The sequence below is a fragment of the Glutamicibacter ardleyensis genome (genome assembly GCF_014644555.1).
Taxonomy (GTDB): domain Bacteria; phylum Actinomycetota; class Actinomycetes; order Actinomycetales; family Micrococcaceae; genus Glutamicibacter; species Glutamicibacter bergerei.
On sequence record NZ_BMKX01000002.1, the window covers coordinates 509,554 to 536,425 of the forward strand.

Here is a 26,872-nt window from a genome sequence, read left to right on the forward strand (position 1 = left end):
CCCAGTACTCGGGCCGGTGAACAACGCTTATCCGCGGTTGTTCACCGGCCCGAACTGTTTTTTGATGCTCCAATGGATTGGCACTTTGGGACCTCACAGTTATAGCGCCCATAATGGATTGGGTGAGCACCCAATCTTCTTTTAAAACTGCGGATGGTCCCCGCCGTGTCACACTGATCGGTTCTACCGGGTCAATTGGTACTCAGGGCCTAGACGTCATCAAGAATGCGCCAGAACAATTTAGCGTGACAGCACTTAGCGGCGGCTACAACCTGACACTGTTGGCCGAGCAAGCAGTCACGTTCCGCCCGGAGGTGGTTGGCGCCGCAGTGGATAATGTTGACGAACTGGCTACCGCGATTTCTTCAGCCGCGCGAGAGGCAGGTGCGACCGGCTATGCGCCACAGCTGCTCAGTGGAGCCGATGCTGCGACGCAGATAGCCGGATACAGTGAAACCGACGTAGTTCTCAACGGTATTACCGGAGCGATTGGGTTGGAACCAACCATCGCTGCGCTCAAGGCCGGACACCTCCTGGCGCTGGCAAATAAAGAGTCGCTGATTATCGGCGGGCAAGTCGTTAAGCAAATCGCGGCCCCCGGACAGATTTCTCCGGTCGATTCCGAGCATTCCGCGCTGGCTCAGGCACTGCGTTCTGGGACACCGGAAGAAGTTTCCAAATTGATTGTCACCGCGTCAGGTGGCCCCTTCTTCGGTTATAGCTATGAACAGCTCCGCGAGGTGAGCCCAGCACAAGCATTGGCGCATCCAACGTGGGATATGGGACGCATGGTGACCACGAATTCGGCGACCATGGTCAACAAGGCATTGGAAGTTATCGAAGCCCACCTGCTCTTTGGTGTGCCACTAGAGCGCATCGAACCCTTAGTTCACCGCCAATCTATTGTGCATTCAATGGTTGAGTTCATCGACGGTTCGGTGATCGCGCAAGCTTCTCCGCCGGATATGCGTCTGGCAATTGCGCTGGGCATCAATTGGCCACACCGAGTCGCTGGCGCCGCAAAACCCTGCGATTTTTCCACCGCGTCCTCATGGACCTTTGAGCCATTGGACGAGTCGGTGTTTACCGCGGTGAAGTTGGCGAAACAGGCAGCTGCTGCCTCCGGGACCCACATGGCTGTGTACAACGCGGCAAATGAAGTCGCCGTTGAAGCTTTCCACGAAGGCCGGATTCGTTTCACGGATATCGTTGAAACCATTAACCGCGTGCTTGACGCATATACGCCTGTTAATGCGGAGCTTTCGGCTGAAGTAGTTCTCCAGACAGATCAGTGGGCGCGCGCCCACGCCACCGCGTTGCTGAAGGAAAAAGCATGAACGTACTAATGTTCCTTGGCGGCGTGCTCTTCATGGTCGTTGTCATTGCCATATCGATTGCTCTGCACGAGGTGGGACATTTGATTCCCGCCAAGAAATTTGGATTGCGTGTTCCGCAATACATGATTGGCTTCGGCAAAACGATCTTCTCGTTCAAGCGAGGAGAAACCGAATACGGGCTCAAGGCGCTGCCCCTAGGCGGCTACATCTCCATGGTGGGCATGTATCCGCCACGTCCGGCCACTGAAGCCGGGAAGCAGAAGAAACCAGGATTCTTTAACAAGATCTTTGGCCAGATGGTGGATGATGCCCGCTCGCAAGCCAACGAAAATGTACAAAGCAGCGACGAAGGGCGGCTTTTCTACCAGCTGCCCATTTACAAGCGCGTCATCATCATGCTCGGCGGCCCGTTCGTAAACCTCTTGCTAGGATTCTTGCTCATTGGTGTGGTGATTACCGGATTTGGCGTTCCCACAACAACCACGACAGTTTCCGAGGTGTACCAGTGCATTGCAAGCGCCGAAAATGCGGATGCAACCGAATGCACGGCTAAGGACACCGAGGCTCCCGCCTACGCCGCTGGTTTACTACCGGGGGACACCATCACTTCGGTCAACGGGACCGCCGTGGCTCACGACGCGTGGTACGAGCTCACCGGAGTAATTCGTGATCATCCTGGTCAGAGCATTGCTCTGACGTATACCCGCGGAGGAGTGGAGCAACAGACCACGCTCAAGCCATATTTGACCGAACGCCCGGTACTAGATGACCAGGGTTACCCGGTTACTGATGAAAACGGCACCATGAAAACTGCGCAGGTCGGCTTCGTGGGAATGAGCTCGCAGGTAGAGAATATAGCTCAACCAGTGACCGAAGTTCCTAGTGTGGTGGGAAACCAGCTGCTGACGATTGGCAACGTTATTTTGCATCTACCGCAACGCATGGTTGACGTTGCGCAGGCCGCTTTCGGTACGGAAGAACGAGACCCAAACGGTCCGGTTTCTATTGTGGGTGTGGGTCGTATCGCCGGTGAAATCAACGCCCACGAAGGAATCGCGATGGGGGACAAGATTGCCTCTCTGCTTTCCCTAGCGGGCGGATTAAACCTCGCGTTGTTCGCGTTTAACCTCATTCCGTTGCTACCCCTAGATGGCGGGCATGTGATTGGTGCCTTATATGAGGGTGTGAAGCGAACCGTGGCACGCATCTTTGGCCGCAAAAATGTGGCGCCGGTAGACACCATTAAGTTGTTGCCTCTCACCTACGTGGTGGCGGCAGCAATGTTGCTGATGGGCGGCCTCTTAATATACGCGGACATTTTCAAACCAATAAGCATCTTCTAGCCTTGAAAGAAATAAGCTTTAGCCATGACTGTTTTTGCTGTTGAATACGAGTATGCGCAGGATTCTACGGAACTGCGCAACGAGCACCGTCCGGCCCACCGAGCTTTCCTTACTGAGTACTTGGGGGAGGGCAGCGTTCGACTACTGGCCTCTGGTCCCACTCCGGTACTTGACGGTGCGTTGCTGATATTTGTCGCGGCGAGCGAAGAAGCTTTAAAAGAAGTACTAGCCCTTGATCCGTTCAACAAAGTCGGTGGCCTGGCCAAGGCAACCATCACCGAATGGAATCCGGTTATTGGTCTGCTTTCCGAGTTCGCTTCCTAACCCAAATTTGTGGCAAAAAACCCAACGATTGCTTGTGCAACGTTGGGTTTTTCCATAGGAGACGTTGCCGCGGCGCGCAAACAATGCCGTTGCTGCTTTCATCGGTCTAGTGCTTCATGTCACGTAAGGCTTCGGAATTGAATTGGAGAACTGCTCGTTGGAATAGATGAAGCGTCAGCTTTATCTACTTTTCGATTCGCAAAATAGGAGCAACATAATATGGCTACTAAGGTCCTTACCCTGGTTGGTTCCCTTCGTGCAGGTTCAACAAATCAGCAGCTTGCTGAAGCAACCGCATTGAACTCACCAGAAGGCGTTGAAGTCAGCGTTTACTCGGGCCTTGAAAGCCTTCCGTTTTACAACGAAGATCACGATGTTGAAGGTGCCGTGCCAGCAGCAGCTCAGGCGCTTCGCGATGCAGCCGGTGAAGCAGACGCACTCCTGCTGATTTCCCCGGAGTACAACGGCACCATGCCAGCGGTACTGAAGAACGCCATCGATTGGCTGTCCCGTCCTTTCGGTACTGGTGCCGTGAAGGACAAGCCATCTGCCGTCATCGGTACTGCTTTCGGCCAGTACGGCGGCGTATGGGCACAGGATGAGGCTCGCAAGGCATTGACCATCGCCGGTGCAAACGTTTTGGAAGACGTGAAGCTTTCCATCCCTAACTCTGTGGTGCGTTTTGCTGAACTTCACCCGAAGGATGATTCCGAGGTTGTTGGGCAGGTTGCCGAAGTACTGGCAAACATTCGCACGGTAGCCGAAGCCAACTAAGCTTATATCCGTGAATTTGCGAGAAAAGCCACGGCTTCGCCGTGGCTTTTCTCGCATCCTTACCACTAGCACGCCAGACGGTGCGATACTTGGTATAGAAAAACCTACAATCACTTCGGAGGCATCCATTGACGTCGGTCAAACTCGGCATGCCGGCGGCACCACCGCCGGTAATTACTCCACGTCGTAAGACTCGTCAGTTTAATGTCGGCAGTGTGGGCATCGGTTCGAACTCGCCCATCAGCGTACAGACGATGACTACCACCAAGACTTATGACATCAACGCAACTTTGCAGCAAATCGCTGAGGTGACGGCCGCCGGTTGCGATATCGTGCGCATCGCATGCCCGACCGATAAAGATGCTGAGGCGTTGCCGATTATTGCGATGAAATCGCAGATCCCGGTCATTGCTGACATCCACTTCCAGCCGAAGTATGTTTTTGCTGCGATCGAGGCTGGCTGCGGAGCTGTTCGTGTAAACCCAGGCAACATTCGCAAGTTTGATGACCAGGTCAAAGAAATCGCAGCTGCTGCGAAAGATCACGGTACCTCGATCCGTATCGGTGTCAACGGTGGATCGCTGCACCCGAAACTGCTGAAAAAGTATGGCAAGGCGACCCCAGAAGCATTGGTCGAATCAGCCATTTGGGAAGCTTCCCTCTTTGAAGAGCATGGGTTCCACGACTTTAAGATTTCGGTCAAGCACAGCGATCCGGTCATCATGGTTCGTGCCTACGAGCTTTTGGCTGAATCTGGAGATTGGCCCTTGCACCTAGGTGTGACCGAAGCAGGTCCTACCTTCCAAGGAACTATCAAGTCGTCTGTGGCCTTCGGTTCCTTGCTCTCGCGTGGCATTGGTGACACTATTCGTGTCTCGCTCTCGGCCCCTCCGGTCGAAGAGGTCAAGGTGGGCAACCAAATTCTTGAATCGTTGAACTTGCGTCCCCGTAAGCTCGACATTGTTTCCTGCCCATCGTGTGGTCGTGCACAGGTCGACGTTTACACGTTGGCTGAAAAGGTCACCGCTGGCCTAGAGGGTATGAAGGCTCCATTGCGCGTTGCAGTGATGGGTTGTGTTGTCAACGGCCCAGGCGAGGCTCGTGACGCTGACCTTGGAGTTGCTTCCGGTAACGGTAAGGGACAGATCTTCGTCAAGGGCGAGGTCATCAAGACCGTCCCCGAAGACCAGATTGTCGAAACTCTCATTGAAGAGGCTAATCGTTTAGCTGAACAGATGGATCTGGACAATGACGAGAATCCTACCTCGGGTTCTCCCGTGGTCTCCGTCAGCTAGACAGAGCCCACCGGGGGAAGTTCGAGTGTTGGGCCGCAGGGACACTGCGGCCCTACTCGCATTGCTTGATCAAGACCCTGTCGCCAATATCTTTACTCGTTCCCAGCTTGCTCTGCACCGTTCTGCCGTCCCAGATGGGTTCGCGCACTTGCTGGGCATTAACGGCGAGGACGGGTTGGAATCAGCCTGCTGGGTGGGTGCAAATATTGCGCCTACCGCCATGAGCAATGAACATGCTCGTGCCTACGCCCAATATGCGTTAGACACCAGACAACGCTTCGCTTCGGTGTTCGGACCAGCGCAAACCGTCTTGGCTATGCGTGAAGTGCTTGCTACCGGTCCGCAAGATTTTTTTGACGTACGAGAAAATCAACCAATGATGAGTATCCGCCGCCGTTCTGAAGCGGTGGCGATACGTTCGCTGCGTGTGGCTACTTTGCAGGACTTTGACCTCGTCTTACCGGCCAGTGCTGCCATGTTTGAAGAGGAGCTCGGATATTCTCCGTTAGAAAATGGCGGAGGGTACTACCGCAGCCGGGTACGCCAGTTGATTCGTGAAGGCCATACGCTCATCGACACTGATGAATACGGTGAGATCATCTTCAAAGCGGATCTGGGCACGGTCACCACTGCTGCAGTGCAGATTCAGGGAGTGTGGATCAGTCCCCGATATCGAGGTCAGGGCATGTCCGCTGGATATATGGCGGCCACGGTTGCTTACGCCCTACGATTTGCTCCAACTGTCAGTCTCTATGTCAACGACTTCAACCAAGCTGCTATCAGGTCCTACGAACGCGTTGGTTTTGAGCAGGTTGGAACTTTTGCAACCATCCTCTTCTAGCCCCTAAATACGGCCTTCTGTCACCTTCTATGGTCACAATCCACGATGAGTAGGCTCCCGTCTTCTAGACTCGAGGACAGTAACTATCGTGACGGGAAATTCTGTGGCTCTAGCCAGACGCACCAAACTCTACTTTGTCTCGGGGCTTTGCCTCGCCGGACTGTTCCTTAGCGGATGCAGCACACCGGCTGAACCGACCGAAGAAACTTCCGGCACCGCTTTGCAAATCAACGCAGACGAACTTGAAAGTCATTTGAAGGAATTCGTCAAAGATGATTCGAGGGCAGAGGTCATTTCTGACGCGAAATTGCGGAAGAGTATCCCAGAGGCCCAAGCATGGATTGAGGGGTTGAGCGTATCGCCGAGTAAGTGCGGTGTGACCTTTGCTGCCCCGGTTACCGAACAGCTAGCAAATTCAAAAATGGCAGCGGTACAGTTTGATGACCGTTATCTGACGGTCGCCGTCTACCAAGAAGTCCAAGCACTAAAAAACCAGTGGGAAAGCGAATCGAAAGCTAGTGGTGAATGCGCTAGATACTCGGTGACCATTGATGGAAAAACACGTGCTTATCATTTGGCGAAACAGTCTTTGAAGACCAAAGCCGAGTTAAACGACGCATATGTGGTTACTAGCAGTGACGGATCGACGACGCAACAGCAGCTGGTAATCCGTGCCGCTCGTGGCAACGTCATGATTGGTTTCCAGCAGGAAACCTCGGCGAAACAGACTCAAGAACAACTTCAACATGGCGCAGAACGTATAGACGCGCTGTTTGAGCAACTCGAATAGCCTTTTATTGGCTTCACAAAATCTTGTACTTCCAGCCCGGCTGTAGCCCGTGGCACATTCTAAGGATGACCAATGACTAAACGTTCCCTATGGATACTTCCTCTGGCCGCGATGCTGGCCCTGAGCGGTTGTTCCTCAAGCGGTGGGGACGATGCGGCATCCTCCGCGCCGAGCTCCCAGCCGTCGCAGCAACAAGAGTCGAAGTCAGGTAAGACGCTGTCAGCAGACCAGGTTAAGAACGTGGTCACTAAGTTGGTGGGGGATGACTCTTCAGCCCAGATCTTGAACAACGAGGTGATGAAACCCCAGTTGGAACAGGCTAAGAGCATGTCTGGTGCGAGCGGAATCAAACCTGAAAAATGTGCCAAAGAGCAGGAAAAATATAGCGTCACCGACCTGACGGGGACTGTAGCGGCTTCAGCCACAGTCCAAGGTGACGCTACCGGTAAAGTAATCCAGATTTTCTCGATTACGGATGACGCGACGCGTGCAAAGATCTCAGAGGCCTTAAAGTTGCCTAATATAGATGGCTGCGAAACTATCACGGTGAGTGTTTCTGGGCAGGATGTCAACGCAGTCAGGCAGATCCTGAAGCTTGATTCCACTGCGAATCAGTCGCTGACCATGGCTACGCAAATGAAAGTCGGGGCAGATCAGCACTTGAATTCCGTCGCGGTTCAAGCCCTCGAAGGAAACAACTTCGTACTGGTGACTTTTTCTAGCGGTACTGTGGAAGCGCCATTACTTGCCGGTGAAGCTATGCAGCTAGCGGATCAAGCATTTGAGGAAATCAAAGCACTGCAGTAAATGCGAAGTGCATCTTTATTTCTAACCTATGTCCATATACGGAAATTGAGCCAGTAACTCGGGATACGGTGTGGAGCATGAAAAATTACTTTGGGTGCTCCTGCGTGGGCAGTGCGCATTTTCGGATTCCTCAAGCAAGTTCCAGAGCTTTTTGCGTGAAGCGTTGTCGTTGTAGTGAAGTGAAGCGTTTGACGAAATCAAATTGGTGCAATAAACCCACGAATGTCTTTTATTTCTAACCAATATTCAAATACAGTGGAACCGAAAGCTACTCGACGTGAGGATTGAATCATGAAAAACGCTCATTGTGGTTACTTCCACTTGCCGGCGCGCTCGCTCTAGCGGGTTGTTCCGATGCGGGCACCGATGCTCCCGCAGCCTCGGGCGATGCACAGCCTACACAAGAAGCTGTAGCAGCAGAACCTTTGAACGCGGCTGCAGTCAAGACGATTGTCGAAAAACTTGTGGCTGACAAATCCGGCGCACAGGTCATTGATAGTGCCGCGATCGCTGAGTCTCTCCCCAGGCCAAAAAAATGATCGAGAGCATGAAGATCGAACCAGCTGAATGCGCCGATTTAGTTGTTCAGCAGAGTTCTCAAGATATCACGGGCATTAACATGGCCACGGCCATCGTTGCCGGCGAAAAGCCTGGCGAATCAACCAGCTACAGCGTTGCATCCTACGAGGATGACGCTAAGCTGGCGACGGACAAGAAAGCAGCGGAAACTAAGGATCTGCAGGGGTGCGATAAGTTCTCTATGGAGATGCAGGGTATGAAGTTGAACGCCTCAGCCGAAATTCTCGAGGCTACTTCGGATGCGGAACTGACTGTCGCCACCAAGTCGAATATTTCCATGGATGGCTAGGAGGTTCCCATGGGCAGCCTCACGCTACAGGGCTTCGTTGGCCCGAACATGGTTTCTGTTGCCTACTCGGGCGAGGTCGATGACGAGCAAACTAAGCTAGATGAACTCACCAAAGAATTGAACGTCGCTGTTGCCGAGCTGAAGAAGACTCAGTAGCTAGATTTGTTTTCATGAATGCCGCGTGTGCCCGCTGAAGGGTTCAGGCGGCATTTTGATCAGCGGAGAACAAAATAGTTAGTTGAAAGCATCGGTTGCCTCACAAAATCCGGGCTGCAGAACGTAAGTTAGAGAAAATCTTTCGCGTCCAATGCGTTGCGTGGCATTCTCAATAAGTGGATGTGAACCGCTGCCATTCCGAAGTGACGTATCAAGCAGCGCTCACTGCCGGTGAAGATCCTCCAGTAAAGCGAGAGGTCTCAAAGCCCTGCATCAGCGGTGGGCAGAAGGAACACGGATTCCCTGAGTAGCTCGTGCGGTAGTCGCATGTTCTTGGGGATGCGCCGGGTCGCAGAGCGACGACATTGTTCTTCGGCACTACTGGAAATATTTGGGCTTGCAACTCAAGGCTAGATGCAAGGGGACATCCACCCCGGTATTTGCGCTCGACAAGACGTACTACCGATCCCGAGTTCTGCTTCCTTACACTTTCTCCGGACCCGCTGTGTATGTGCTGAATTCGCACTAAGGGTCTTTATCCTGAAATTCATTTGAAATACAGTGGTCTGAATGCTGTTTTCCGAATCAATTGAATATGTCGCCAACGTAGGGCTATCTGAACGGGTTGGAATCCCTCGTCAAGGGTAGTGAAAGCTTAGGCAAACTAAAATAGCCGAAAGTAGTTTTCCCAGGAATTAGGGCTGTTGAATTCCTCTCACCCAATGACTCCGGGATTTTGTCGTCCGAGCACCGAAGTCCCCTCAGGCGCACACCGAAAAGTGACCGAAGAAACGCTAAAACAGGTTCTAGTAGCAAGGATCAAGAAGATGGAACCGAAGAACGAGGTTACTGGCATGTAGGAAACGGCCCGGCCGAGGTCTTTTATAGGCCGCTGTCGGCGAAACCCGATCTCGTGTATCCCTTGAATTTATTGGCAAGTGGCGGGAAGCGGTAGGATTGAAGATGGTCGAGATTATGGCCGAAACCCATTTGATTTTGCATAGCTGGTCGGCACCCGAAAACGCCTCGGGAGTTGACGGACGGAAAAGGACGCCCCGCGTGGTTTTGAAGCTCTCCACCCTGTTCCTGCGCACCTTGCGCGAAGATCCCGTTGAAGCAGAAGTAGACAGCCATAAGCTGCTAGTTCGTGCCGGGTACATTCGCCGCGCAGCACCGGGCATTTACACCTGGCTGCCACTGGGCTTGAAGGTGCTTGCTCGGGTAGAGGCCATTGTTCGAGAAGAAATGAACGCCATTGGCGCCCAAGAAGTTCACTTCCCGGCATTGTTACCTCGTGAACCTTATGAGCAGACCGGTCGCTGGACTGAATACGGCGAAGGCCTGTTCCGTCTGAAGGACCGCAAGGGAGCCGATTACCTACTGGCTCCGACCCATGAGGAAATGTTCACTTTGTTGGTCAAGGACTTGTACTCCTCCTACAAGGACCTTCCGGCGTACCTGTACCAGATTCAGAATAAGTACCGTGATGAAGCTCGTCCACGTGCGGGTCTGTTGCGTGGTCGCGAATTCATCATGAAGGATTCTTACTCCTTCAACATTGATGATGAGGGCCTGGACGAAGCTTATGCTGCGCACCGAGGCGCCTACGTCCGAATCTTTGAACGTTTGGGCCTTGAAGTTGTTCCTGTGTTCGCGCAGGCCGGTGCCATGGGTGGGTCCAAGTCTGAAGAATTCCTGCACCCAACTGCTGTTGGTGAAGATACCTTCGTGCGTTCGCCAGGCGGTTATGCCGCGAACGTCGAAGCAGTGACCACGGTGGTTCCGGAAGCAATTGATTTCGGCGATGCCGCGGCCTTCGAAGTACTGGACACCCCGGATACGCCAACCATTGAGTCCTTGGTCGAGGCGGCTAACCAGCTGCGCCCGCGCGCCGAAGGCCAATGGACCGCAGCTGACACCCTGAAAAACGTTGTTGTCGCTGTCATTGATCCAGAAGGCAACCGTCACGTGGTTGTTATCGGTATCCCAGGTGACCGTCAGGTCGACTTGAAGCGAGCCGAAGCAACCATCGGCCTTGCGTTGCAGATCAATGGTGAAGTAGCTGTCGAAGCTGCTAACGCCGAAGACCTTGCCAAGCACCCGGAACTGATCGCGGGCTACATTGGCCCAGGCAACGGACTAGATCAGCAGGTACTTGGTACCGAAGCTTCCAGTGGGATCATCTACCTAGTAGATCCGCGCATTGTTTCCGGCTCCAGCTGGATTACCGGCGCCAATGAAAAGGGCAAGCACGTCTTCGGACTGGTGGCTGAACGTGATTTCTCCTTTGACGGCACCATCGAGTCAGTCAAGGTCCGCGAAGGCGACCCAGCACCGGATGGTTCCGGACCGCTACGTACCGAACGCGGTATCGAAATGGGACATATCTTCCAGCTCGGCCGTAAGTATGCTGCGTCGCTGGACCTGAAGGTACTGGACAAGAACGGCAAACTTTCCGTAGTGACCATGGGTTCCTATGGAATCGGTGTCACCCGTGCGGTGGCGGCGCTGGCCGAGGCTTATCATGATGAGAATGGCCTGGCCTGGCCTAAGCAGGTTGCTCCGGCGGACATCCACATTGTGGTGACAGGTAAGGGTGAAGAGCTTTTGGCAGCAGCCGACAACCTTGCCAAGGAATTCGAAGCTAAGGGCATGGAGGTCATCTTTGATGACCGCCCGAAGGTCTCCGCTGGTGTGAAGTTCTCCGATGCAGAGCTCATCGGCGTGCCAACCATCGTGGTGGTTGGCCGCGGACTTGCCGACGGAGTTGTTGAGGTCAAGGACCGTGCGACCGGCGAACGCCGCGACGTGGCACTGGCCGATGTCGTGGAGGAATTGACCGCTTAATACCGGTGCGTTTCACCAGTAGTAAATGAATAGAGGTAGCAGCGCGGTGCCGGAGATTCTTTCTTTTTTGTCACTTGACGGTCTTGAATTCACTTGGACGTCGCTGATCCTGCTTTTACTTGCAGGATTCGCGGCGGGCTGGATTGATGCGGTTGTCGGTGGTGGAGGATTGATCCAGTTGCCCGCGCTGCTGCTTTTTCCCGGAATGAGCCCTGTGCAGGCCTTGGCTACCAATAAGCTGGGCTCAATTTTTGGCACAACAACCAGTGCCATTACCTATTACCGGCGAACTAGTCCGGATCTAAAGACCGCCATTCCCATGGCGTTGATGGCGATGCTTGGTGCTTTCGGGGGAGCAGCCATTGCGACGGTCCTTCCAGAACGGTGGATCCAGCCGATTATTATTGCCGCTCTGGTCGCGGTGTTGGCCTTTACAATTTTTAAACCTGCGGCCGGAGAGCTAAGCAAACTACGGTATCAAGGCAGCGGTCATTACCTACGCGCAATTCTGATCGGTCTGATTATTGGTGGTTATGACGGAATGATTGGACCGGGCACCGGATCGTTCCTGATCATCGCCATGGTCACGGTGCTCGGCTACAACTTCTTGCAGTCTTCGGCCAAAGCAAAAATCGTCAACCTTGCCACCAACTTTGGTGCGCTGGTTTTATTCATCCCCGCCGGGCACGTAGTTTTTGGCCTCGGTTTGGCTCTGGGCGTGATGAACATGGCCGGCGGCTACCTCGGCGCTCGCATGGCAATATCCAAGGGCAGCAAGTTCATTCGGATCATCTTCGTGATCGTCGTTTGCGCATTGATAATCAAACTCGGTTCCGACATGTTATTCGCCTAATCGAGGTCAAGCACCTCGCAGTCAGGTGCGCATCACTGAGTGGGCAGCTTCGGACGTGGAATCCTTAGGCATAAATGCCTCTCAGCACTTTGCATGAACACCGAAACCGCTCGGCCGCTTAACCAAAAATTGTCGGTTCGCTTAAAAGCGAACCGACAATCTCTAGAGGCAATGTCCCCATATTGCCTTACCTAGAATCAACATCAATCAGCTCTGGCCCATCCCCATAGGCCGGTGCGGCTTGAAGAGTCGAATCGGTTGTATTGCCACAACCAATCTTTCTCCCTCCTTGCAGGTGCCCGCGAAAGCTGAACGTCTTCTAGGACGTTTTTTGGTAACAACAGTTCCCGCTGTGCCAGAGAAATCCCTACTTCGAGCGGATCAACCTGACGTTCACTTAAGAATCTCAAAATTATGGATCGGCCGCGTCATACCAGCACGGTATCTTTCACGGGTAACACTCAGCTTCGTTTCGGCACGGGGTCATTTGGCAGGGAAAAACCTGAACGATAGGCCAACGCGACCGCCGACGCTCGATCCCGTGAACCGGTTTTGAAAAGAATCCGGGCAACATGTGTTTTCACCGTTGCTTCACTGAGGACCAGCAAGTCCCGGATTTCGTGGTTGGACATTCCCGCGGCGACTAACCGCAGAACTTCCTGTTCGCGTCGGGTCAATAAAGTTGAGACATCGGGTAGGTCCGTGGAGCTTGCCCGAATTCGGTTGACGAGCCGGGTTGCGGCCGTGGCATCCAGCCAGGTTTCGCCAGCTGCCACACGCCGAATCGCGATGGAAATTTCGGTAGGCAAGGCATGTTTGAGCAGATATCCGCTGGCCCCTGCCTGCAAGGCTTGAGCTACAATTTCTTCGTCGTCAAAGGTAGTCATGATCAGTACCCGGACCAGATGATCCCGGGACTCACGTGTTTCTTGAACAAGTCTCCTCGTCGCTTCGACGCCGTCAATGCCAGGCATGCGGACATCCATGAGCACAACATCGACGGCGTATTCACGAGCCATTGACAGTGCTTCGATACCCGATCCAGCCTCAGCAACAACTTCAACGTCTGGCTCTGCCGAAAGCAGCATGGAAATCCCGGCTCTGACCATGTGTTGATCGTCTACGATGAGCACTCGCGTTTTCGTCTTGAGCTGCGCAGGAAGAATTGAGGAATTTTCGGTATTCACTTCGTTAACTCGCCTTTCACCCTGCATCGTCTATTTGAGCTTGCTCGCGTAAATCCTGATCGTTCTTGGCTGGCAATACTGCCTTGACCAAGAACCCATCCTTAGTCGGTTCAGCGACTAAAGTTCCACCGCTGATAGTGACGCGTTCGCGCAATCCAACAAGTCCGAATCCTCCGGAGAGCCCCGGAGTTTTAACCGCACCGGAAATTGACCGGACGACAATTGTTAATGACAACGGATCCCAGTGTATTTCAACCGATGCCTTGGCGCCTTGCCCCGCATGGCGCATGACATTGGACAAGCTTTCTTGCACTACCCGGTAGCCTGCGTGGCCAATACTTGGATCGATGGGACCCTTGGTGCCGGTAACTTTCTCTGAAATTTCTACGCCTGAAGCCCGAGCCGCGTCGATGAGCTCTGCGATATCATCTAGCTCGCGAGGCAGTGACCCCGGTTCCTTAGTGTCTTCGCTGCGCAATATTCCCAGTAACCGGTGGAGTTCTCGGATACTTTGCTCTGCGGTTTGTTGAACATCCGCCAACGCGGCGTCCCAATCTACAGCTCGGGAGTTGGTGCGTTGCACGGTGCGCAAGCCCGCGGTTTGCAACACTATGGCGGTCAGCGCATGCGCCACGCTGTCGTGAAGGTCGCGGCTGATCCGCAGCCGCTCCATTATTGTCGCTTCTTCGCGAGCTTGAATGGCCCACGCACGTTCGGTACGCAACGCGTGTTCATAACGGGACAAGGCCACAGCGGAAAACCACACCGAGAGTACCAATAGGGTCATCACAAAGAAGCTGGGAAGCGCTGAGGTGAGATTGCCTAGCAGTTGTAGCTTCGTGGAAGCGAAAGAGGCAGTGAGGATCGGAATAATCGCGCCTGGCAGGGCCAGGTAAGCACGCGGCGGCGGCAGATGCCTGGCGAGAAAAAAGAGCGCTATCAGGAAGCCAGCCATCATGGTCGGCGCTCCGGGCACGAAGAGGCAAACGGTACTCAGCACCAGCATCGTCAAATAGGCAGGAACAAATGACCGTGAATACACCAGTGTGCAGTATCCCAAGAAAGAAACCGCTGCGATGATCCACAAGGAAATTGAACCGTTAAACTCCCGGGGATTACGCGCGTACCAGATATACATTTCGAGGAAAAAACCGGCAAGGGCAATGATTGATCGCTGCCAAGCGACGGTACGGCTTAAGACCTTCACCCGATCAAGCATGGAGCGGCCGGCCGTGGAGCGACTTGGAGATCCCGGGAAATTCTGGGTGGGACCGGAACGCATCAGAGCAACCACGGCAACGGCTTTCCAGAGTCTTATGGGTTGCTGTGAAGATAGTCAGCGAATGCGAACTCAGCGTGGAGCAGTGAACGTCGCCGAGGAATATAGCCACGGACCCTCCTAAATTCATGCAGTTAAGAGCATCTTGTCATAGGGGAGCAGATGAGGGCATCATTCTGAGCAGGTAAGTTCACTGCTTAACTGGAGCAAACAGCTGCAGGTTTAGTCCGCGTTGGCGTTGATCCTGCAGGACCTGCCAGGTGGTCTTCGCCAAGGTATCCTGCGCGCGATCTGCGGACGCGCCAGAGGCCAGCACCAGCTGGGTGGCAAAGTCTTCTTCCGCGGCGGTGGCCACCGAACTCAGATCTTGCAGACCATCTTGCGGTAGAACGTAGGCCGGTTGCCGCAGATCTGCACAGTTATCCGGCAAGACCGAACGCACGGAGCGAATTTCATCATTGAGTTTTGCGCGGCGCTCTTCGATTTTGGGTGCCTGGTCATTGGAGCCGCGGGCTGCCTGCAATTGCAAGGTGTAGTCCAGGGCATAACCACGGTCCAACGCACGGGCCACCAATACGTCATCGGCCAATGCCGGATCGGTAATTTCGGAAGTGGTGGGTAACCGGCTCAGATCAGTCAGGCAGCCAACCGGTTCTCCTGCGGTATCACCGGCGCCGGCAACCAGCGGGGTGGGAAGCTGATTAACCTTCTTTTGCGACTGCACCGTGCGCAGCGCGCTGCGCGCCTGAAGATTTGATTGGTACGCCATTTTGGTTAGCGCTCCGCCCAAGTGACTTTGGTCCGCTGGCAGAGTTGGGAGCACGGTACTGAGTTGCGTGACTTTCGCTGTGAGTTCGGAGAGCGCTGCCGGAGTGAAAGCTTGCGCCAATTCAACCTTGGGTTGGTCATCAAAGCTCAGTTGTCCGGTCAGTTGCGCGCCATAACTCAGGGTGGAACTTAAATCGTTGAGTGCAGGGGCGGTCTTCTTATCGGCCACCGCGGCCAGGGCTTTAGCTTGAGAGCCGAGATTCGCCAGCGTCGAGCCATACTGCCATAACTGCCGTTGTTCGGCAGAACTGTCACGGATCTCTTCGGGCAGTCCACGATTTTCTAGACTTCCGCGAAATAGGCTCATCCCTATGCCCCAGGTGAGTGCCATGCAGAGCACTGCGGCAATAACCGGCGCAATCCACCCCGGTGCACGTTTGATTCGTGTACTGCGGTTAGATGCTGTTGGCGTGGAATTCTCAGTCATGGCGTATCGATCATGCCACGAAACACGGTGCAGAACCCGGCTCAAACTCGCCATCGGTGCGAATTGGGCGTGAGTTCTTTCACCTGAGGCCATTAAGCAGTTCTCATCTTGCGCGGGTGCATATACCCTTAAAGAACAACATCGAATAATGTGGGAGGATATCCATGACCGCTAAGCCGGCCGATACCGAACAAGAAGCGCTACGGTTGACGACTGTGCTTCAGAAGGAAGTGGAATCCCACGGGCTGGTCCTGGAAGAGGTCTCTGTGCGCCCCTCGGGCAAGCAGCTGCTTGTCCAGGTCCTCGTCGACAAAGCCGAAGGCACCGAATCGGTGATCTTGGACGAACTGGGCGAAGTTACCACCACCATTTCAAATGCACTGGACAAGGACGCCAAATTTGCGTCTGCAGATCCTTATGAACTCGAAGTAAGCTCCCCAGGTCTTTCCCGTCCGCTGAGCCTGAACCGTCACTGGGTTCGCGCGAAGAACCGGATGGTGAAATTCACCCTGAGCGATGGCACCAAGCTGCGCGGCCGACTGACTGAGGTAACAGACACCGAAGTCGTGATTTCCGTACACCACGAGCCTGCTAAGAAGGGTATGAAGGTCAAGATTGATGATCCTAAGACCTTTGCCCTGTCTGACATCCGCAAGGCAGTCGTAGACCCGGAAATCAATTTCGACGACGCGCTGTTTGAAAATATTAATAACGAAGATTTGGAGGGCTAAGCGTGGATATAGATCTCGATGCGCTGCGCATCCTGGAAAAAGACCGCGACATCCCTATGGATGTGCTGATCCCTACCATTGAGTCGGCACTGTTGCTGGCTTACAACAAGACCGATGGCGCTATGCCAGGCGCTCGCGCTCACATCGAGCCAAGCACCGGACACGTAGCGATCCTCGTAGAGGACCGCGACAATGCCGGCGTGCTGTTGGGCGAATTTGACGACACCCCGCACGGTTTTGGCCGCATTGCTGCCTCGACCGCACGCCAGGTCATCATGCAGCGTCTGCGCGAAGCCGAAGACGCAGTAGTTGTCGGGGAATACTCCTCACGTGTGGGTACCCTGATTTCCGGTGTGATCCAGCAGGGTCATTCCTCGCACATGGTGCAGGTCAAAATCGGTGACGTCGAAGCGCTGCTGCCACCGGTTGAACAAGCTCCTGGCGAGCGTTACGTCCACGGTGCGCGACTGCGTTCCTACGTGGTGTCCGCCGAACGCGGTACCAAGGGTCCGGCTATCACCTTGTCCCGGTCACACCCAAACCTGGTTCGCCTGCTCTTCGAAATGGAAGTTCCGGAAATCGCAGACGGCACCGTTGTCGTTGAAGCGCTGGCTCGCGAAGCTGGCCACCGCACCAAGATCGCGGTGCACGCCACCCAGGCCGGAGTGAACGCCAAGGGCGCTTGCATCGGTGAAATGGGTACCCGCGTGCGCTCGGTGATGAACGAACTCAATGACGAAAAGATCGACATCGTCGACTACAACGAAGATCCAGCCAGATTCATCGCGTCTGCATTGTCACCATCGAAGGTCGTCTCGGTAGAGATCCTTGATGAAGATGAGCGCCGGGCTCGAGTTGTGGTTCCGGATAGCCAGTTGTCTCTGGCTATCGGCAAGGAAGGCCAGAACGCGCGTCTGGCCGCCAAGCTCACCGGTTGGCGTATTGACATCATCGCCGTCTCCGGCGGTAAGGAACCACAGCTTTAAAAAGCTGCTCTTCCGGACAGCAAAGAACGCTGCGTGGAAGAAAGATTTGCTTAGCACGTTTTTCAGCCTCGGTGTGCCTGTGATCTGAACCTCACGCACGCACCGGGGCTCAAACGCGCTAGACTAGTAGTTGGCTCGTTGACAAGTTGTGGAAGGTGAGGATGGCGCTCGCATGAAACTGCATCAGCAACGTACGTGCATTGGCTGTCGAACCATCACATCTCAAGATGAGCTACTCCGTTGGGTATTAAACCAGGAAGCGCCGCTACGCGGTGTGCAACTGGATCTTTCGGCCGCCGCCTCAGGGCGGGGAGCCTGGACCCATAGGACAGAAAAGTGTGTGCAGCATGCTGTGCGGCGCAAGGCGTTTTCCCGAGCTTTTAGAAGCGCGGTGAATGATTCCTGCGTGGCACAGCAGTTCGCTGCATACGAAGATCAGTCGGTAAAAGGCCGGCTATCTGGCAATCATGATGAAAGCGGGTCAGAAATCTGATGGCAACCCGATGAGTCCGCTAAGTTGAGCGCACAACGATGAACAATCAGTTTTGCGTGATTAACCGTGCGACGGAAGAATTTCACGAATTACAACGTTGATCAGCCAGAACACCCAAGTCTTATTGAACCCGGGGTTCTAGCCGATCACATCGATACAGGAGAGATGTGGCTAAACCCCGCGTTCACGAGCTCGCTAAAGAGCTCGGAATTACTTCAAAAGAAGCATTGACTAAATTGCAGGATATGGGCGAATTCGTTCGTTCGGCATCCTCAACCGTCGAGCCTCCGGTAGCGCGCAAACTGCGCGAAGCCTTCCCAGGTTCGGCACCGGCTGCAAAGCCAGCAGGCGCCACGCCAGCACCACGTGCCGGTGGCCCAAAGCCAGGTATGCGGCCAGCTCCGAAGGCTGCCGAAGCACCTGCTGCCAAGGCACCAGTTGCCCCGTCAGCTCCGGCTGCGCCAGCGGCACCTGCTACTCCAGCGACCCCAGCAGCTAAGGCTCCAGAGGCAGCAGCCTCCGAGGCCCCGGCAGCCAAGGCTCCTTCGGCTCCGGCTCCAGGCGGTCCACGTCCCGGTCCAAAGCCAGCACCTAAGCCAGCAGGTACCCCACGTCCGGGCAACAGCCCATTCTCCTCACAGCAGGGAATGCGCTCAGCCGGCGACGAACGCCGTGGAAACCGCGAAGGCGGCAACCGTGCACCACGCCCACAGGGCGCCGGAGCCGGTGGCCCGCGTCCAGGCGGTCCACGTCCGGGCAACTCGCCATTCTCTGCTCAGCAGGGCATGCGCGGCGAAGGCGGAACTGGCGGACCACGCCCACCACGCGATGGTGGCGCACCAGGTCGCGGCCCACGCCCACAGGGCGCAGGCGGTCAGGGTACCGGCGGCCCACGCCCACCACGTGAAGGTGGCGCACCAGGTCGCGGACCACGCCCACAGGGTGCCGGCGGACAGCGTCCAGCCGGTGCCGGCGCGGGCGGTCCACGCCCAGCAGGCGCAGGAGCACCTCGTCCAGCAGGCGCTGGCGCAGGTGGCCCACGTCCGGGTGCCGCAGCAGGCGGCGCAACCCCACGCATGATGCCTAACCGCACCGATCGTCCGGCTCCAGCAGCCGGCGGTCGTCCGGGTGCCGGCGGACGCGGTCGCCCAGGCGGCGGCGGTCCAGGCGGTACCGGTGGCGCACCAGGTGCCGGTGGCGGATTCCGTCCAGGCGCACCACGTGGCCGTGGCGGCGTTGGCGGTGCCTTCGGTAAGGGCGGCGCAGGACGCGGCAAGCAGCGCAAGTCCAAGCGCGCTAAGCGCCAGGAATTGGAGCAGATGAGTGCTCCGTCGCTGGGCGGCGTAAACGTTCCACGCGGCAACGGGGCAACCGAGATCCGTATGCGCCGTGGCGCATCGATCACCGACTTCGCAGACAAGATTGGTGCCAACCCGGCAGCGCTTGTCACCGTACTGTTCCACCTTGGTGAAATGGCTACCGCCACCCAGTCCCTGGACGAGGCAACCTTTGAGGTCCTCGGCGCAGAGCTGGGCTACAAGGTTGCAGTGGTCTCCCCAGAGGACGAAGACAAGGAACTGCTCGAAGGCTTCGGCCTTGACCTTGACGCCGAACTTGAGGCTGAAGGCGAGGACGAGCTCGAAGAGCGCGCTCCGGTCATCACCATCATGGGTCACGTTGACCACGGTAAGACCCGTCTGCTTGACGCGATCCGCCAGTCCAACGTTATCGAAGGCGAGCACGGTGGTATCACCCAGCACATCGGTGCATACCAGATCGTCCACGAGCACGAGGACCGCGAGCGCGCGATGACCTTCATTGACACCCCGGGTCACGAGGCGTTCACCGCCATGCGTGCTCGTGGTGCCAAGGTCACCGACGTTGCCGTACTGGTTGTCGCAGCAGATGACGGCGTCATGCCACAGACCGTTGAGGCGCTGAACCACGCACAGTCCGCTGGCGTGCCAATCATCGTCGCGGTCAACAAGATCGATAAGCCAGCTGCAAACCCTGACAAGGTCAAGGGCCAGCTCGCCGAATACGGTCTGGTTCCCGAAGAATACGGTGGCGACACCATGTTCATCCACGTCTCCGCGCTGCAGCGTGAAGGTATCAACGAACTGCTTGACGCGGTGCTGTTGACCTCTGACGTGCTCGAACTGCAGGCAAACCCTGACAAGTCAGCCCGCGGTGTGGCCATTGAAGCGAACCTTGATAAGGGTCGCGGTTCGGTTGTCACCGTGCTGGTTCAGTCCGGTACCTTGGCAGTTGGCGACACCATGGTGGTGGGCACCGCCCACGGCCGTGTGCGTGCAATGTTCAACGAAAACGGCGAGAACCTCGACGTGGCCTTGCCTTCGCGCCCGGTCCAGGTCTTGGGCATGTCCTCGGTGCCTCGCGCCGGTGACGGCTTCTTGATCACCGATGACGAGCGTACCGCCCGCCAGATCGCTGACAAGCGCGAGACCGCAGAGCGTAACGCAATGCTGGCCAAGCGTCGTAAGCGCATCACCCTGGAAGACTTCGACCAGGCTGTGGCAGACGGCAAGATCGATACGCTGAACCTGATCCTCAAGGGCGATGCCTCCGGTGCTGTTGAAGCACTGGAAGACTCGTTGATGAAGATTGACGTGGGCGATGACGTGCAGCTGCGCGTGATCCACCGCGGCGTCGGCGCGATCACCCAGAACGACGTCAACCTGGCAACCGTTGATAACGCCATCATCATTGGCTTCAACGTGCGTCCGGCAGAGCGCGTGGCAGACCTGGCCGACAAGGAAGGCGTCGACATGCGCTTCTACTCGGTCATCTACTCCGCAATCGACGACATCGAGGCAGCCCTCACCGGTATGCTGAAGCCAGAATACGAGGAAGTTGCCCTGGGCAGCGCCGAGATTCGTATGGTCTTCCGCTCCTCGAAGTTCGGCAACATCGCAGGTTCGATCATCCGCTCCGGCACCATCAAGCGAAACACCAAGGCACGCCTGGTTCGCGATGGCAAGGTCGTGGGAGACAACCTGAATATCGATTCGCTGCGCCGCGAAAAGGACGACGTCACAGAGGTCCGCGAGGGCTTCGAATGTGGTATCGGCCTGGGCTCGTTCAACGACGTCAAGGAAGGCGACATCATCGAAACCTTCGAGATGCGCGAAAAGCCACGAGCTTAATCCTTAACTAAGTACCACGTGGGCGCTTGCCGGTCAGCTGACCGGCTGGCGCCCACGTTGCTCAGTTTCACCACAATTTTCATTAGGAGAGAACCATGGCTGATTCAGCCCGCGCGGCCCGCCTGGCCAAGCGCGTGCAGGTCCTCATGGCCCAGTCGCTGCGCACCGTCATCAAAGATGAGCGCATCGACAACGTGACCGTGACCGACGCACGCGTCACCAACGACCTGCAGCACGCCACCGTGTACTACACGGTGTTCGGCGAGGGTGAGATCAAGGCTGAAATTGCCGAGATCTTGGCTAAGCGAACCGGCGCACTGCGCAAGGAACTTGGACGTAACCTGACCATCCGGTTGACCCCCACCCTGACCTTCGTGGCAGATGAGATTCCAGAGAATGCTTCGCAGCTGGATGAACTGCTGGCCGTGGCCCGGGAAAAGGACGCCGAGGTCGCCTCGCTGCGTGAAGGCAAGTCCTTCGCCGGTGACGCAGATCCATACAAGAAGGACGAAGACGAAGAAGAAGCCTAAAGGCTTGTGAACGTTTAGTCTGAACACCAACGCCTCGGGCGGTGCGCACAGTGTGCGTGCTACCCGGGGCGTTTGTTGGTTTCAGTCGGCGTACGAATTACCCTCACAGCGAAGCTGAATTTGTTGTTTATGACTAGTCACCTCGGAGGTCTTGGGATAGCGTGGGCTCACACCGTAGGCTCCGATCAAAGGTAAAACTCATGCCAGAATTCACCACGACCCTCGTAGCAGCTAGCGGTAACAACGTGGGAATCGTTGTGCCCGATGACATCGTGTTTGGTTTTGGCCGCGGAAAACGCGTCCCGGTGACGGTGCAAATCAATGGGGAGTATACCTACCGTAATACCATTGCCTCGATGGCAGGACAGTTTCTCATCTCTTTCAATTCGGAGACTCGCGAAGCTACTGGCAAAGGTGCGGGAGATGAGATTACGGTGCAGTTGGAGCTTGACGAAGAACCACGCACCGTTGAGGTACCCGAACCGCTGGCCGTGCTGCTATCGGCTGAACCAGAGCTCGCCGATGCCTGGAACAAGCTCTCCTACAGCAAGCAACGCGGCCACGTTGATCCGATCATCACGGCGCGCGGCGAAGATACCCGGACCCGTAGGGTAGAAAAAGTCATCAAGGCGCTACGCAGCGAATAATTTCCTTTAGTCACGTACAAGTCTGGAGGTGAGTGCAATCAATGCGGCAAGCAATGACCAGCGATGGTTTGAACTACGCCAGGCAGAAGAGGCAGATTTTGAGCCGATTGCCGAACTATGCCGGGCCGGCGGACTGCTTCCCTGGGCGCCAGCATCATTAGCGTCCGGTGAAACCAAGACCGTCCAAGTGGCCGTGCACAATTCACAGATTGTTGGATTAGCCAAGACTCATTGGCATGCACAAGCCGACGGGATTGCTCCGGCAGGACACTATCTTGGAGGCATCATCGTGCATCCGGGCTGGCGACGGCAGGGGATAGGGGCGGAGCTCACGGCCGCACGGCTTCGGTGGATAGGCCAACGCGCCAAGTACGCGTACTACTTCACCAACGAACAGAATCAGGCCTCCAGAGCGCTACACGCGAACCTCGGGTTTGAACGGCTCGCAGAAGCCGAAGAAATCCATTCAGTGCGCGCAGATGACGGGGCTTCCAAGCTGTTGCTGTTCGAGGCGGAACTTGGTTAGCTAGCGAAAAACACAAGGCGCCTGCCGAACTTTCAAGGGAAAGTTTGGCAGGCGCCTTGTGAAGTGGAACCTAGTTTTTGGAAATCTTGCCCGTCGCTGAGGCTACCGGTAGCAAGAACATTGGCTTCATGAAGATCCAAGCAGCGGCAATAACCGCTACGGAAGCTAAGAAGATCACTAGTCCCCATGCATCGGTCGCATCACGAGAGCTATACATGTGGTTCAGATTCTTTAATGCACCGGTGGTCAGTACCAAGAACACGTGAACCACGATGAATGCCGAGAAGAAGAGCATGACCGGGAAGTGAATCTTGCGAGCCACTTCAACCGGGTAGAACTTATTCAGTGCCTTCGGCTGTGTTGGCCACCAACTGGACATGCGCACGCCGGTCAGGATTGCGAGCGGTGCGGCAATGTAGATCACCAAGAAGTAGGAGACCATCTGCAAGGCGTTGTAGTGGATCCAGCCGTTCTCCACAGGCCAATTGAGCGAAGCGTACTGCAGTGCACCAGAGAGCATATTCGGGAAAATATCCCAGCTGGTTGGGACCACGCGCATCCACTGACCGGTGACGGCCAAAAGAATCACGAAGATCACGCCGTTCACTACCCACAACACATCCAAAGCCTGGTGGGTCCAGATGCTCAGCGAGTATTTCTTTGGACTATTACCCTTCGGGGAGAACCACGAGTTAGGCTTCGGAGTCCACATAGCCGCCGGACGTTTTTCATGACGCACCTGCAAGCCTGTGCGGATGATCAGCACGATAAAGAACATATTCAGGAAGTGCTGCCAACCGAGCCATCCAGGAATACCCGTGGGCGCCGAGTCAGGCATGGTCGAGTGACCGTCATAGGTGCCAATGAAATCCTGGACCGGGCTAATCAGACGCAGGCCACGGGCCGCCAGTACTACTAGCAGTGCCAGTAATACTGCGCCAAGGATGATGACTGCCGGCTTGACCCAAGGCTTCATCTTGATCGATGAAGCATCCTGCTTTGCTGGCGTCGCTGGGGCCTGGGACTCGGAGTCCGTCACTGGAGGCGTGATTTTTGCAGCCGCGGCGGGTGTCTGGGGCGCAAGAACTTCTTCTGCCACCGGTTTGCTTGCCACGGCTTCTTGCGAAGCCTCGGGCTGGTCGGTGGCTGCCGACGCAACGGCTACCGGTTCGGATACCGGTTCTGCGACAGGCTGTCCCTTGAAGGATTCCTCGGCTGCAAGGTCTGCTGAGACAGCCTCAGATCCGGTTGAGCCATCGCGTGGACGCAACGGCGTGTAGCCCTTCATCCGGTTTGCTGGAATCGTCGACGGTACGGAAGCTGGGATTGCAGGTGCCTCGGCAACGGGCGTTGCAGCCACAGCGGTGACTGGTGTGCTTTCCGATTCAACGGATGGGGCCACCTGCGCCTGAACGGCGTCCGGAGCCACATCAGTGGGTGGCTCATCGGTTGGAACCGCTGTTGGAGAGGCGGTAGCCGCGCCGAATGGCGTCGTTGCCGCTACGCTGGCTGCAACCCCGTCGCGCAACCGCAAGGGGGTGTAACCGGCCATACGCTGACGTGTTGACGTAGTCTCCGGGCATGAAACTTCGCTCGCCGCTGCGGCGGGGCTAGCTTCCGCTGGGGTTACCGCTGGAACTACTGGCACAGGTGCTTCAGCTGGCACAGCTTTCTGTTCTGGTGGGGTCACCGCAGCTGGCGTGGCCTGCATTGGTACGGGAGCCTCAATTGGCTCGGCAGTCACCGGTTGCGTCGTGTGTATTTCTTTGGCATTGGCAGGTGCTTCGGGTTGCACACCGCCCTTGGAACGCAGGGGGATGTAGCCTGCCATCCGTTGCTTGGTCATGATCGTTGAACCTCATCGCGTCGTCGTATCCGGCGGATCTTGCGGGGCCGGAACCTACCTGAGTGGACAATGCCCACGATTATCCTTTGCGGGTACGAATTTCTTCGAGCAACTGCGGAACTATGGTGAACAAGTCGCCCACTACGCCAAAGTCGGCGTGGTCAAAGATTGGGGCGTTTTCGTCCTTATCAATGGCAACAATAGTCTTGGCGGTCTGCATGCCTGCACGGTGCTGAATAGCTCCGGAGATACCCAAGGAAATGTACAGCTCGGGAGAGACAATGACGCCGGTCTGGCCAACCTGCAACTTCGGGGAAACATAGCCCGAATCGACGGCCGCACGCGAGGCGCCAACCGCCGCACCGAAGTGATCTGCGAGCTGTTCGACAATCTCGAACTTCTCGGCCGAGCCCACGCCGCGTCCACCGGAAACGACAATCTTGGCGCTACGCAAGTCTGGGCGGCTGGCATCGGTTTGTACCGACTCAACCGAGCGGATCTGCGCACCTTTAGAAACCTTAGGTAGTGCCGAAGGCTCAATGACGGTGATCTTCGGAGAAGCAACTGCTTCCGCCTTGAGATCGGAGGCACCTGGACGGATGGTAATAATTCGCGGCCCGCCTTCAACGGTGGACTCCGAGGTGACGTCGCCGCCAAAGATTGAGTGCAAAGCGATTGGCTCATCATCTGCCCAACGCACCGATACTGCATCAACGCTTACTGCGCCTTCAACACGGATCGCCAAACGACCTGCAATGGTGCGTCCAATGGCGGTATTGGAGATGAGAACGGCGGCCGGTGAAGTCGTCTTGATGACTGAAGCCAAAGCGGCGACATCTGCGGAGCCGAGTGCGAGCGCATCTAAATCGATAGGCAGAACCTGTACTTCGGCAGCACCCAGTTCGCCGAGCTTGGTCGCTAGTTGCTGTTCTTGACCGGTGGCACAGACAGCAACCGCTACCGGACTGCCGAACTGAGCTGCCGTGCCAAGCAGGCCTGCGGTGGTGTTTTGAGGTGTTCCATCGGTTGCGACCTGAACGTGGACAACAACCGGCTGATTATTTACTGACATGAGGTGAATTCTCCTGAGCAAGGATAAGTCGTGGGGGACTAAAGATTACGGAAAACTGAGAGGGGGACTTAGATAAAGTGCTTCTCAGCCAAGAAATCGGCCAGCTGCTTTGCTGCCGTTCCGTCATCGGTAATCTTTGGACCGGCCACGCGCTCTGGACGATCTTCTGCGGACACCATCACCGAACGGTAGAAGGCGGACTCTGGTCCCGCTTCGATGCCTAGATCTGCCAGAGTCCAGGTTTCCAACGGCTTGGTTTTCGCTGCGCGGATGCCCTTAAAGTTCGGGAAGCGAGGTTCGGCCGATTTCTCGGTAACGGAAACTACCGCAGGATAAGCCACGCTGAGCTTCATGGTTGCCTCGGAAAGCTGGCTTGAACCTGTCACCTCGGTTGCGCTGATCTCAAGCTCATCTGCGTAGGGCAGGAACGGGCGGTCCATTAGTTCGGCGATCATCGCCGGAACCATGCCACCCTTGCCGTCGGTGGATTCATTTCCAGCCAGGACAAGATCAACGTCGAGTTTTTCAAGGGCAGCGGCTAAAACTCGGGCGGTAGAGATCATGTCTGAGCCGGCGAGCGCCGGGTCAGAGATGTGCACCGCTGAATGTGCCCCCATGGACAGTAACCGACGTAGTGCAAGGGCTGCTTTGTCCCCGCCCATGGCTACCGCAATCACCTCGACCTCGCCAAGTGCTTTTTCGGCTTGCAAAGCCACCTCGCAGGCACGCTCACAGATCTCGTCGGCAACGAGATCCGCTGCTTCGCGATCGAGCATTCCGGTTTGCAGGTCCAAGCGACGGCTCGACCACGTATCGGGTACCTGTTTGGTCAGGACGGCGATTTTCACGCTGGTCTCCTTCTGAGGGGGTTCTGGTGATTGCCAAACAATTCGGAGATTATCCGTTGTTCTGGCGCAA

At 56.0% G+C, this 26,872-nt stretch carries 26 protein-coding genes; 20 read left to right on the forward strand and 6 right to left on the reverse strand.

Annotated features, from left to right (window positions below; translation table 11 throughout):
• The first annotated feature begins 113 nt into the window (after window positions 1-113).
• The 13 genes from dxr to IEX04_RS07120 all read left to right on the forward strand — a co-directional run bounded on the left by dxr (window position 114) and on the right by IEX04_RS07120 (window position 12,235).
• Window positions 114-1,337: a 1-deoxy-D-xylulose-5-phosphate reductoisomerase gene (gene dxr / locus IEX04_RS07060; protein WP_188684704.1), complete on the forward strand. Its 1,224-nt coding sequence runs from the start codon at window positions 114-116 to the stop codon at window positions 1,335-1,337.
• On the forward strand, window positions 1,334-2,680 hold the full coding sequence (locus IEX04_RS07065; protein WP_188684706.1) for a M50 family metallopeptidase: 1,347 nt from the start codon (window positions 1,334-1,336) through the stop codon (window positions 2,678-2,680). The genes dxr and IEX04_RS07065 overlap by 4 nt, the downstream gene beginning before the upstream one ends.
• 24 nt (window positions 2,681-2,704) lie before the next feature.
• Window positions 2,705-3,004, forward strand: a complete 300-nt coding sequence (locus IEX04_RS07070; RefSeq protein ID WP_188684708.1) for a YciI family protein — start codon at window positions 2,705-2,707, stop codon at window positions 3,002-3,004.
• A 219-nt stretch (window positions 3,005-3,223) separates the two neighbouring features.
• Window positions 3,224-3,778, forward strand: coding sequence for an NAD(P)H-dependent oxidoreductase (locus IEX04_RS07075; protein ID WP_188684710.1), 555 nt, complete (start codon window positions 3,224-3,226; stop codon window positions 3,776-3,778).
• A 128-nt stretch (window positions 3,779-3,906) separates the two neighbouring features.
• Window positions 3,907-5,073, forward strand: coding sequence for a flavodoxin-dependent (E)-4-hydroxy-3-methylbut-2-enyl-diphosphate synthase (ispG, locus tag IEX04_RS07080; RefSeq protein ID WP_096257874.1), 1,167 nt, complete (start codon window positions 3,907-3,909; stop codon window positions 5,071-5,073).
• A gap of 25 nt (window positions 5,074-5,098) precedes the next feature.
• Window positions 5,099-5,914, forward strand: a complete 816-nt coding sequence (locus tag IEX04_RS07085) for a GNAT family N-acetyltransferase (RefSeq protein WP_229677048.1) — start codon at window positions 5,099-5,101, stop codon at window positions 5,912-5,914.
• A gap of 88 nt (window positions 5,915-6,002) precedes the next feature.
• A complete protein-coding gene (locus IEX04_RS07090; RefSeq protein ID WP_188684712.1) occupies window positions 6,003-6,704 on the forward strand; it encodes a VCBS domain-containing protein in 702 nt (233 codons plus the stop codon).
• A gap of 72 nt (window positions 6,705-6,776) precedes the next feature.
• Window positions 6,777-7,511 carry a hypothetical protein gene (locus IEX04_RS07095; RefSeq protein ID WP_188684714.1) on the forward strand — a complete coding sequence of 245 codons (735 nt, stop codon included), beginning with the start codon at window positions 6,777-6,779 and terminating at the stop codon, window positions 7,509-7,511.
• Window positions 7,512-7,795: 284 nt separating this feature from the next.
• Window positions 7,796-8,050, forward strand: a complete 255-nt coding sequence (locus tag IEX04_RS07100) for a hypothetical protein (protein WP_188684716.1) — start codon at window positions 7,796-7,798, stop codon at window positions 8,048-8,050.
• 8 nt (window positions 8,051-8,058) lie between these two features.
• Entirely contained in the window at window positions 8,059-8,379 is a 321-nt protein-coding gene (locus IEX04_RS07105) for a hypothetical protein (RefSeq protein WP_188684718.1), read from the forward strand.
• A 9-nt stretch (window positions 8,380-8,388) separates the two neighbouring features.
• On the forward strand, window positions 8,389-8,535 hold the full coding sequence (locus tag IEX04_RS07110) for a hypothetical protein (protein ID WP_188684720.1): 147 nt from the start codon (window positions 8,389-8,391) through the stop codon (window positions 8,533-8,535).
• A gap of 1,059 nt (window positions 8,536-9,594) precedes the next feature.
• Entirely contained in the window at window positions 9,595-11,382 is a 1,788-nt protein-coding gene (locus IEX04_RS07115) for a proline--tRNA ligase (protein ID WP_188684890.1), read from the forward strand.
• A gap of 25 nt (window positions 11,383-11,407) precedes the next feature.
• Complete coding sequence (locus IEX04_RS07120; RefSeq protein ID WP_188684729.1) at window positions 11,408-12,235, forward strand: sulfite exporter TauE/SafE family protein; 828 nt, start codon at window positions 11,408-11,410, stop codon at window positions 12,233-12,235.
• Between the two features lie 461 nt (window positions 12,236-12,696).
• On the opposite strand, the gene IEX04_RS07125 is transcribed toward IEX04_RS07120, so the two are convergent.
• From IEX04_RS07125 to IEX04_RS07135, 3 genes are all read right to left on the reverse strand, one after another.
• Entirely contained in the window at window positions 12,697-13,422 is a 726-nt protein-coding gene (locus IEX04_RS07125; RefSeq protein WP_229677049.1) for a response regulator, read from the reverse strand.
• Window positions 13,423-13,438: 16 nt separating this feature from the next.
• Window positions 13,439-14,716 carry a sensor histidine kinase gene (locus IEX04_RS07130; protein ID WP_188684733.1) on the reverse strand — a complete coding sequence of 426 codons (1,278 nt, stop codon included), beginning with the start codon at window positions 14,714-14,716 and terminating at the stop codon, window positions 13,439-13,441.
• Window positions 14,717-14,891: 175 nt separating this feature from the next.
• Window positions 14,892-15,956 carry a hypothetical protein gene (locus IEX04_RS07135; protein WP_188684735.1) on the reverse strand — a complete coding sequence of 355 codons (1,065 nt, stop codon included), beginning with the start codon at window positions 15,954-15,956 and terminating at the stop codon, window positions 14,892-14,894.
• Between the two features lie 164 nt (window positions 15,957-16,120).
• Here IEX04_RS07135 and rimP point away from each other — a divergent pair, with 164 nt between their 5' ends.
• The 7 genes from rimP (at window position 16,121) to IEX04_RS07170 (ending at window position 23,036) form a co-directional block, all read left to right on the forward strand.
• Window positions 16,121-16,687: a ribosome maturation factor RimP gene (gene rimP / locus IEX04_RS07140; RefSeq protein ID WP_096257861.1), complete on the forward strand. Its 567-nt coding sequence runs from the start codon at window positions 16,121-16,123 to the stop codon at window positions 16,685-16,687.
• Window positions 16,688-16,689: 2 nt separating this feature from the next.
• Window positions 16,690-17,673: a transcription termination factor NusA gene (nusA, locus tag IEX04_RS07145; protein WP_188684737.1), complete on the forward strand. Its 984-nt coding sequence runs from the start codon at window positions 16,690-16,692 to the stop codon at window positions 17,671-17,673.
• A gap of 172 nt (window positions 17,674-17,845) precedes the next feature.
• Window positions 17,846-18,166, forward strand: coding sequence for a YlxR family protein (locus tag IEX04_RS19125; protein WP_188684739.1), 321 nt, complete (start codon window positions 17,846-17,848; stop codon window positions 18,164-18,166).
• Between the two features lie 167 nt (window positions 18,167-18,333).
• Window positions 18,334-21,333: a translation initiation factor IF-2 gene (gene infB / locus IEX04_RS07155; protein WP_188684741.1), complete on the forward strand. Its 3,000-nt coding sequence runs from the start codon at window positions 18,334-18,336 to the stop codon at window positions 21,331-21,333.
• 95 nt (window positions 21,334-21,428) lie between these two features.
• The gene (gene rbfA / locus IEX04_RS07160; RefSeq protein ID WP_188684743.1) at window positions 21,429-21,863 is read left to right on the forward strand and encodes a 30S ribosome-binding factor RbfA; all 435 of its coding nucleotides are present in this window, start codon (window positions 21,429-21,431) and stop codon (window positions 21,861-21,863) included.
• Between the two features lie 200 nt (window positions 21,864-22,063).
• A complete protein-coding gene (locus IEX04_RS07165) occupies window positions 22,064-22,510 on the forward strand; it encodes a YdeI/OmpD-associated family protein (protein WP_188684745.1) in 447 nt (148 codons plus the stop codon).
• Window positions 22,511-22,538: 28 nt separating this feature from the next.
• On the forward strand, window positions 22,539-23,036 hold the full coding sequence (locus IEX04_RS07170; protein WP_170947952.1) for a GNAT family N-acetyltransferase: 498 nt from the start codon (window positions 22,539-22,541) through the stop codon (window positions 23,034-23,036).
• Between the two features lie 70 nt (window positions 23,037-23,106).
• Here the strand turns inward: IEX04_RS07170 and IEX04_RS18780 are convergent, their stop codons facing one another.
• The 3 genes from IEX04_RS18780 to IEX04_RS07185 all read right to left on the reverse strand — a co-directional run bounded on the left by IEX04_RS18780 (window position 23,107) and on the right by IEX04_RS07185 (window position 26,802).
• Window positions 23,107-24,882: a cytochrome b/b6 domain-containing protein gene (locus tag IEX04_RS18780; protein WP_229677050.1), complete on the reverse strand. Its 1,776-nt coding sequence runs from the start codon at window positions 24,880-24,882 to the stop codon at window positions 23,107-23,109.
• Between the two features lie 79 nt (window positions 24,883-24,961).
• Window positions 24,962-25,954, reverse strand: a complete 993-nt coding sequence (locus IEX04_RS07180; RefSeq protein WP_096257854.1) for an electron transfer flavoprotein subunit alpha/FixB family protein — start codon at window positions 25,952-25,954, stop codon at window positions 24,962-24,964.
• Window positions 25,955-26,022: 68 nt separating this feature from the next.
• A complete protein-coding gene (locus IEX04_RS07185) occupies window positions 26,023-26,802 on the reverse strand; it encodes an electron transfer flavoprotein subunit beta/FixA family protein (RefSeq protein WP_188684747.1) in 780 nt (259 codons plus the stop codon).
• Between the last annotated feature and the right edge of the window lie 70 nt (window positions 26,803-26,872).

Coding starts and splice junctions, on each gene's coding strand:
- dxr (WP_188684704.1), top strand. CDS start 114: ATGGATTGGGTGAGCACCCAATCTTCTTTTAAAACTGCGGATGGTCCC.
- IEX04_RS07165 (WP_188684745.1), top strand. CDS start 22,064: ATGCCAGAATTCACCACGACCCTCGTAGCAGCTAGCGGTAACAACGTG.
- IEX04_RS07110 (WP_188684720.1), top strand. CDS start 8,389: ATGGGCAGCCTCACGCTACAGGGCTTCGTTGGCCCGAACATGGTTTCT.
- IEX04_RS18780 (WP_229677050.1), bottom strand. CDS start 24,882: ATGACCAAGCAACGGATGGCAGGCTACATCCCCCTGCGTTCCAAGGGC.
- IEX04_RS07095 (WP_188684714.1), top strand. CDS start 6,777: ATGACTAAACGTTCCCTATGGATACTTCCTCTGGCCGCGATGCTGGCC.
- IEX04_RS07120 (WP_188684729.1), top strand. CDS start 11,408: ATGAATAGAGGTAGCAGCGCGGTGCCGGAGATTCTTTCTTTTTTGTCA.
- IEX04_RS07075 (WP_188684710.1), top strand. CDS start 3,224: ATGGCTACTAAGGTCCTTACCCTGGTTGGTTCCCTTCGTGCAGGTTCA.
- IEX04_RS07105 (WP_188684718.1), top strand. CDS start 8,059: ATGAAGATCGAACCAGCTGAATGCGCCGATTTAGTTGTTCAGCAGAGT.
- IEX04_RS07180 (WP_096257854.1), bottom strand. CDS start 25,954: ATGTCAGTAAATAATCAGCCGGTTGTTGTCCACGTTCAGGTCGCAACC.
- IEX04_RS07135 (WP_188684735.1), bottom strand. CDS start 15,956: ATGACTGAGAATTCCACGCCAACAGCATCTAACCGCAGTACACGAATC.
- IEX04_RS19125 (WP_188684739.1), top strand. CDS start 17,846: ATGAAACTGCATCAGCAACGTACGTGCATTGGCTGTCGAACCATCACA.
- IEX04_RS07070 (WP_188684708.1), top strand. CDS start 2,705: ATGACTGTTTTTGCTGTTGAATACGAGTATGCGCAGGATTCTACGGAA.
- rimP (WP_096257861.1), top strand. CDS start 16,121: ATGACCGCTAAGCCGGCCGATACCGAACAAGAAGCGCTACGGTTGACG.
- IEX04_RS07065 (WP_188684706.1), top strand. CDS start 1,334: ATGAACGTACTAATGTTCCTTGGCGGCGTGCTCTTCATGGTCGTTGTC.
- rbfA (WP_188684743.1), top strand. CDS start 21,429: ATGGCTGATTCAGCCCGCGCGGCCCGCCTGGCCAAGCGCGTGCAGGTC.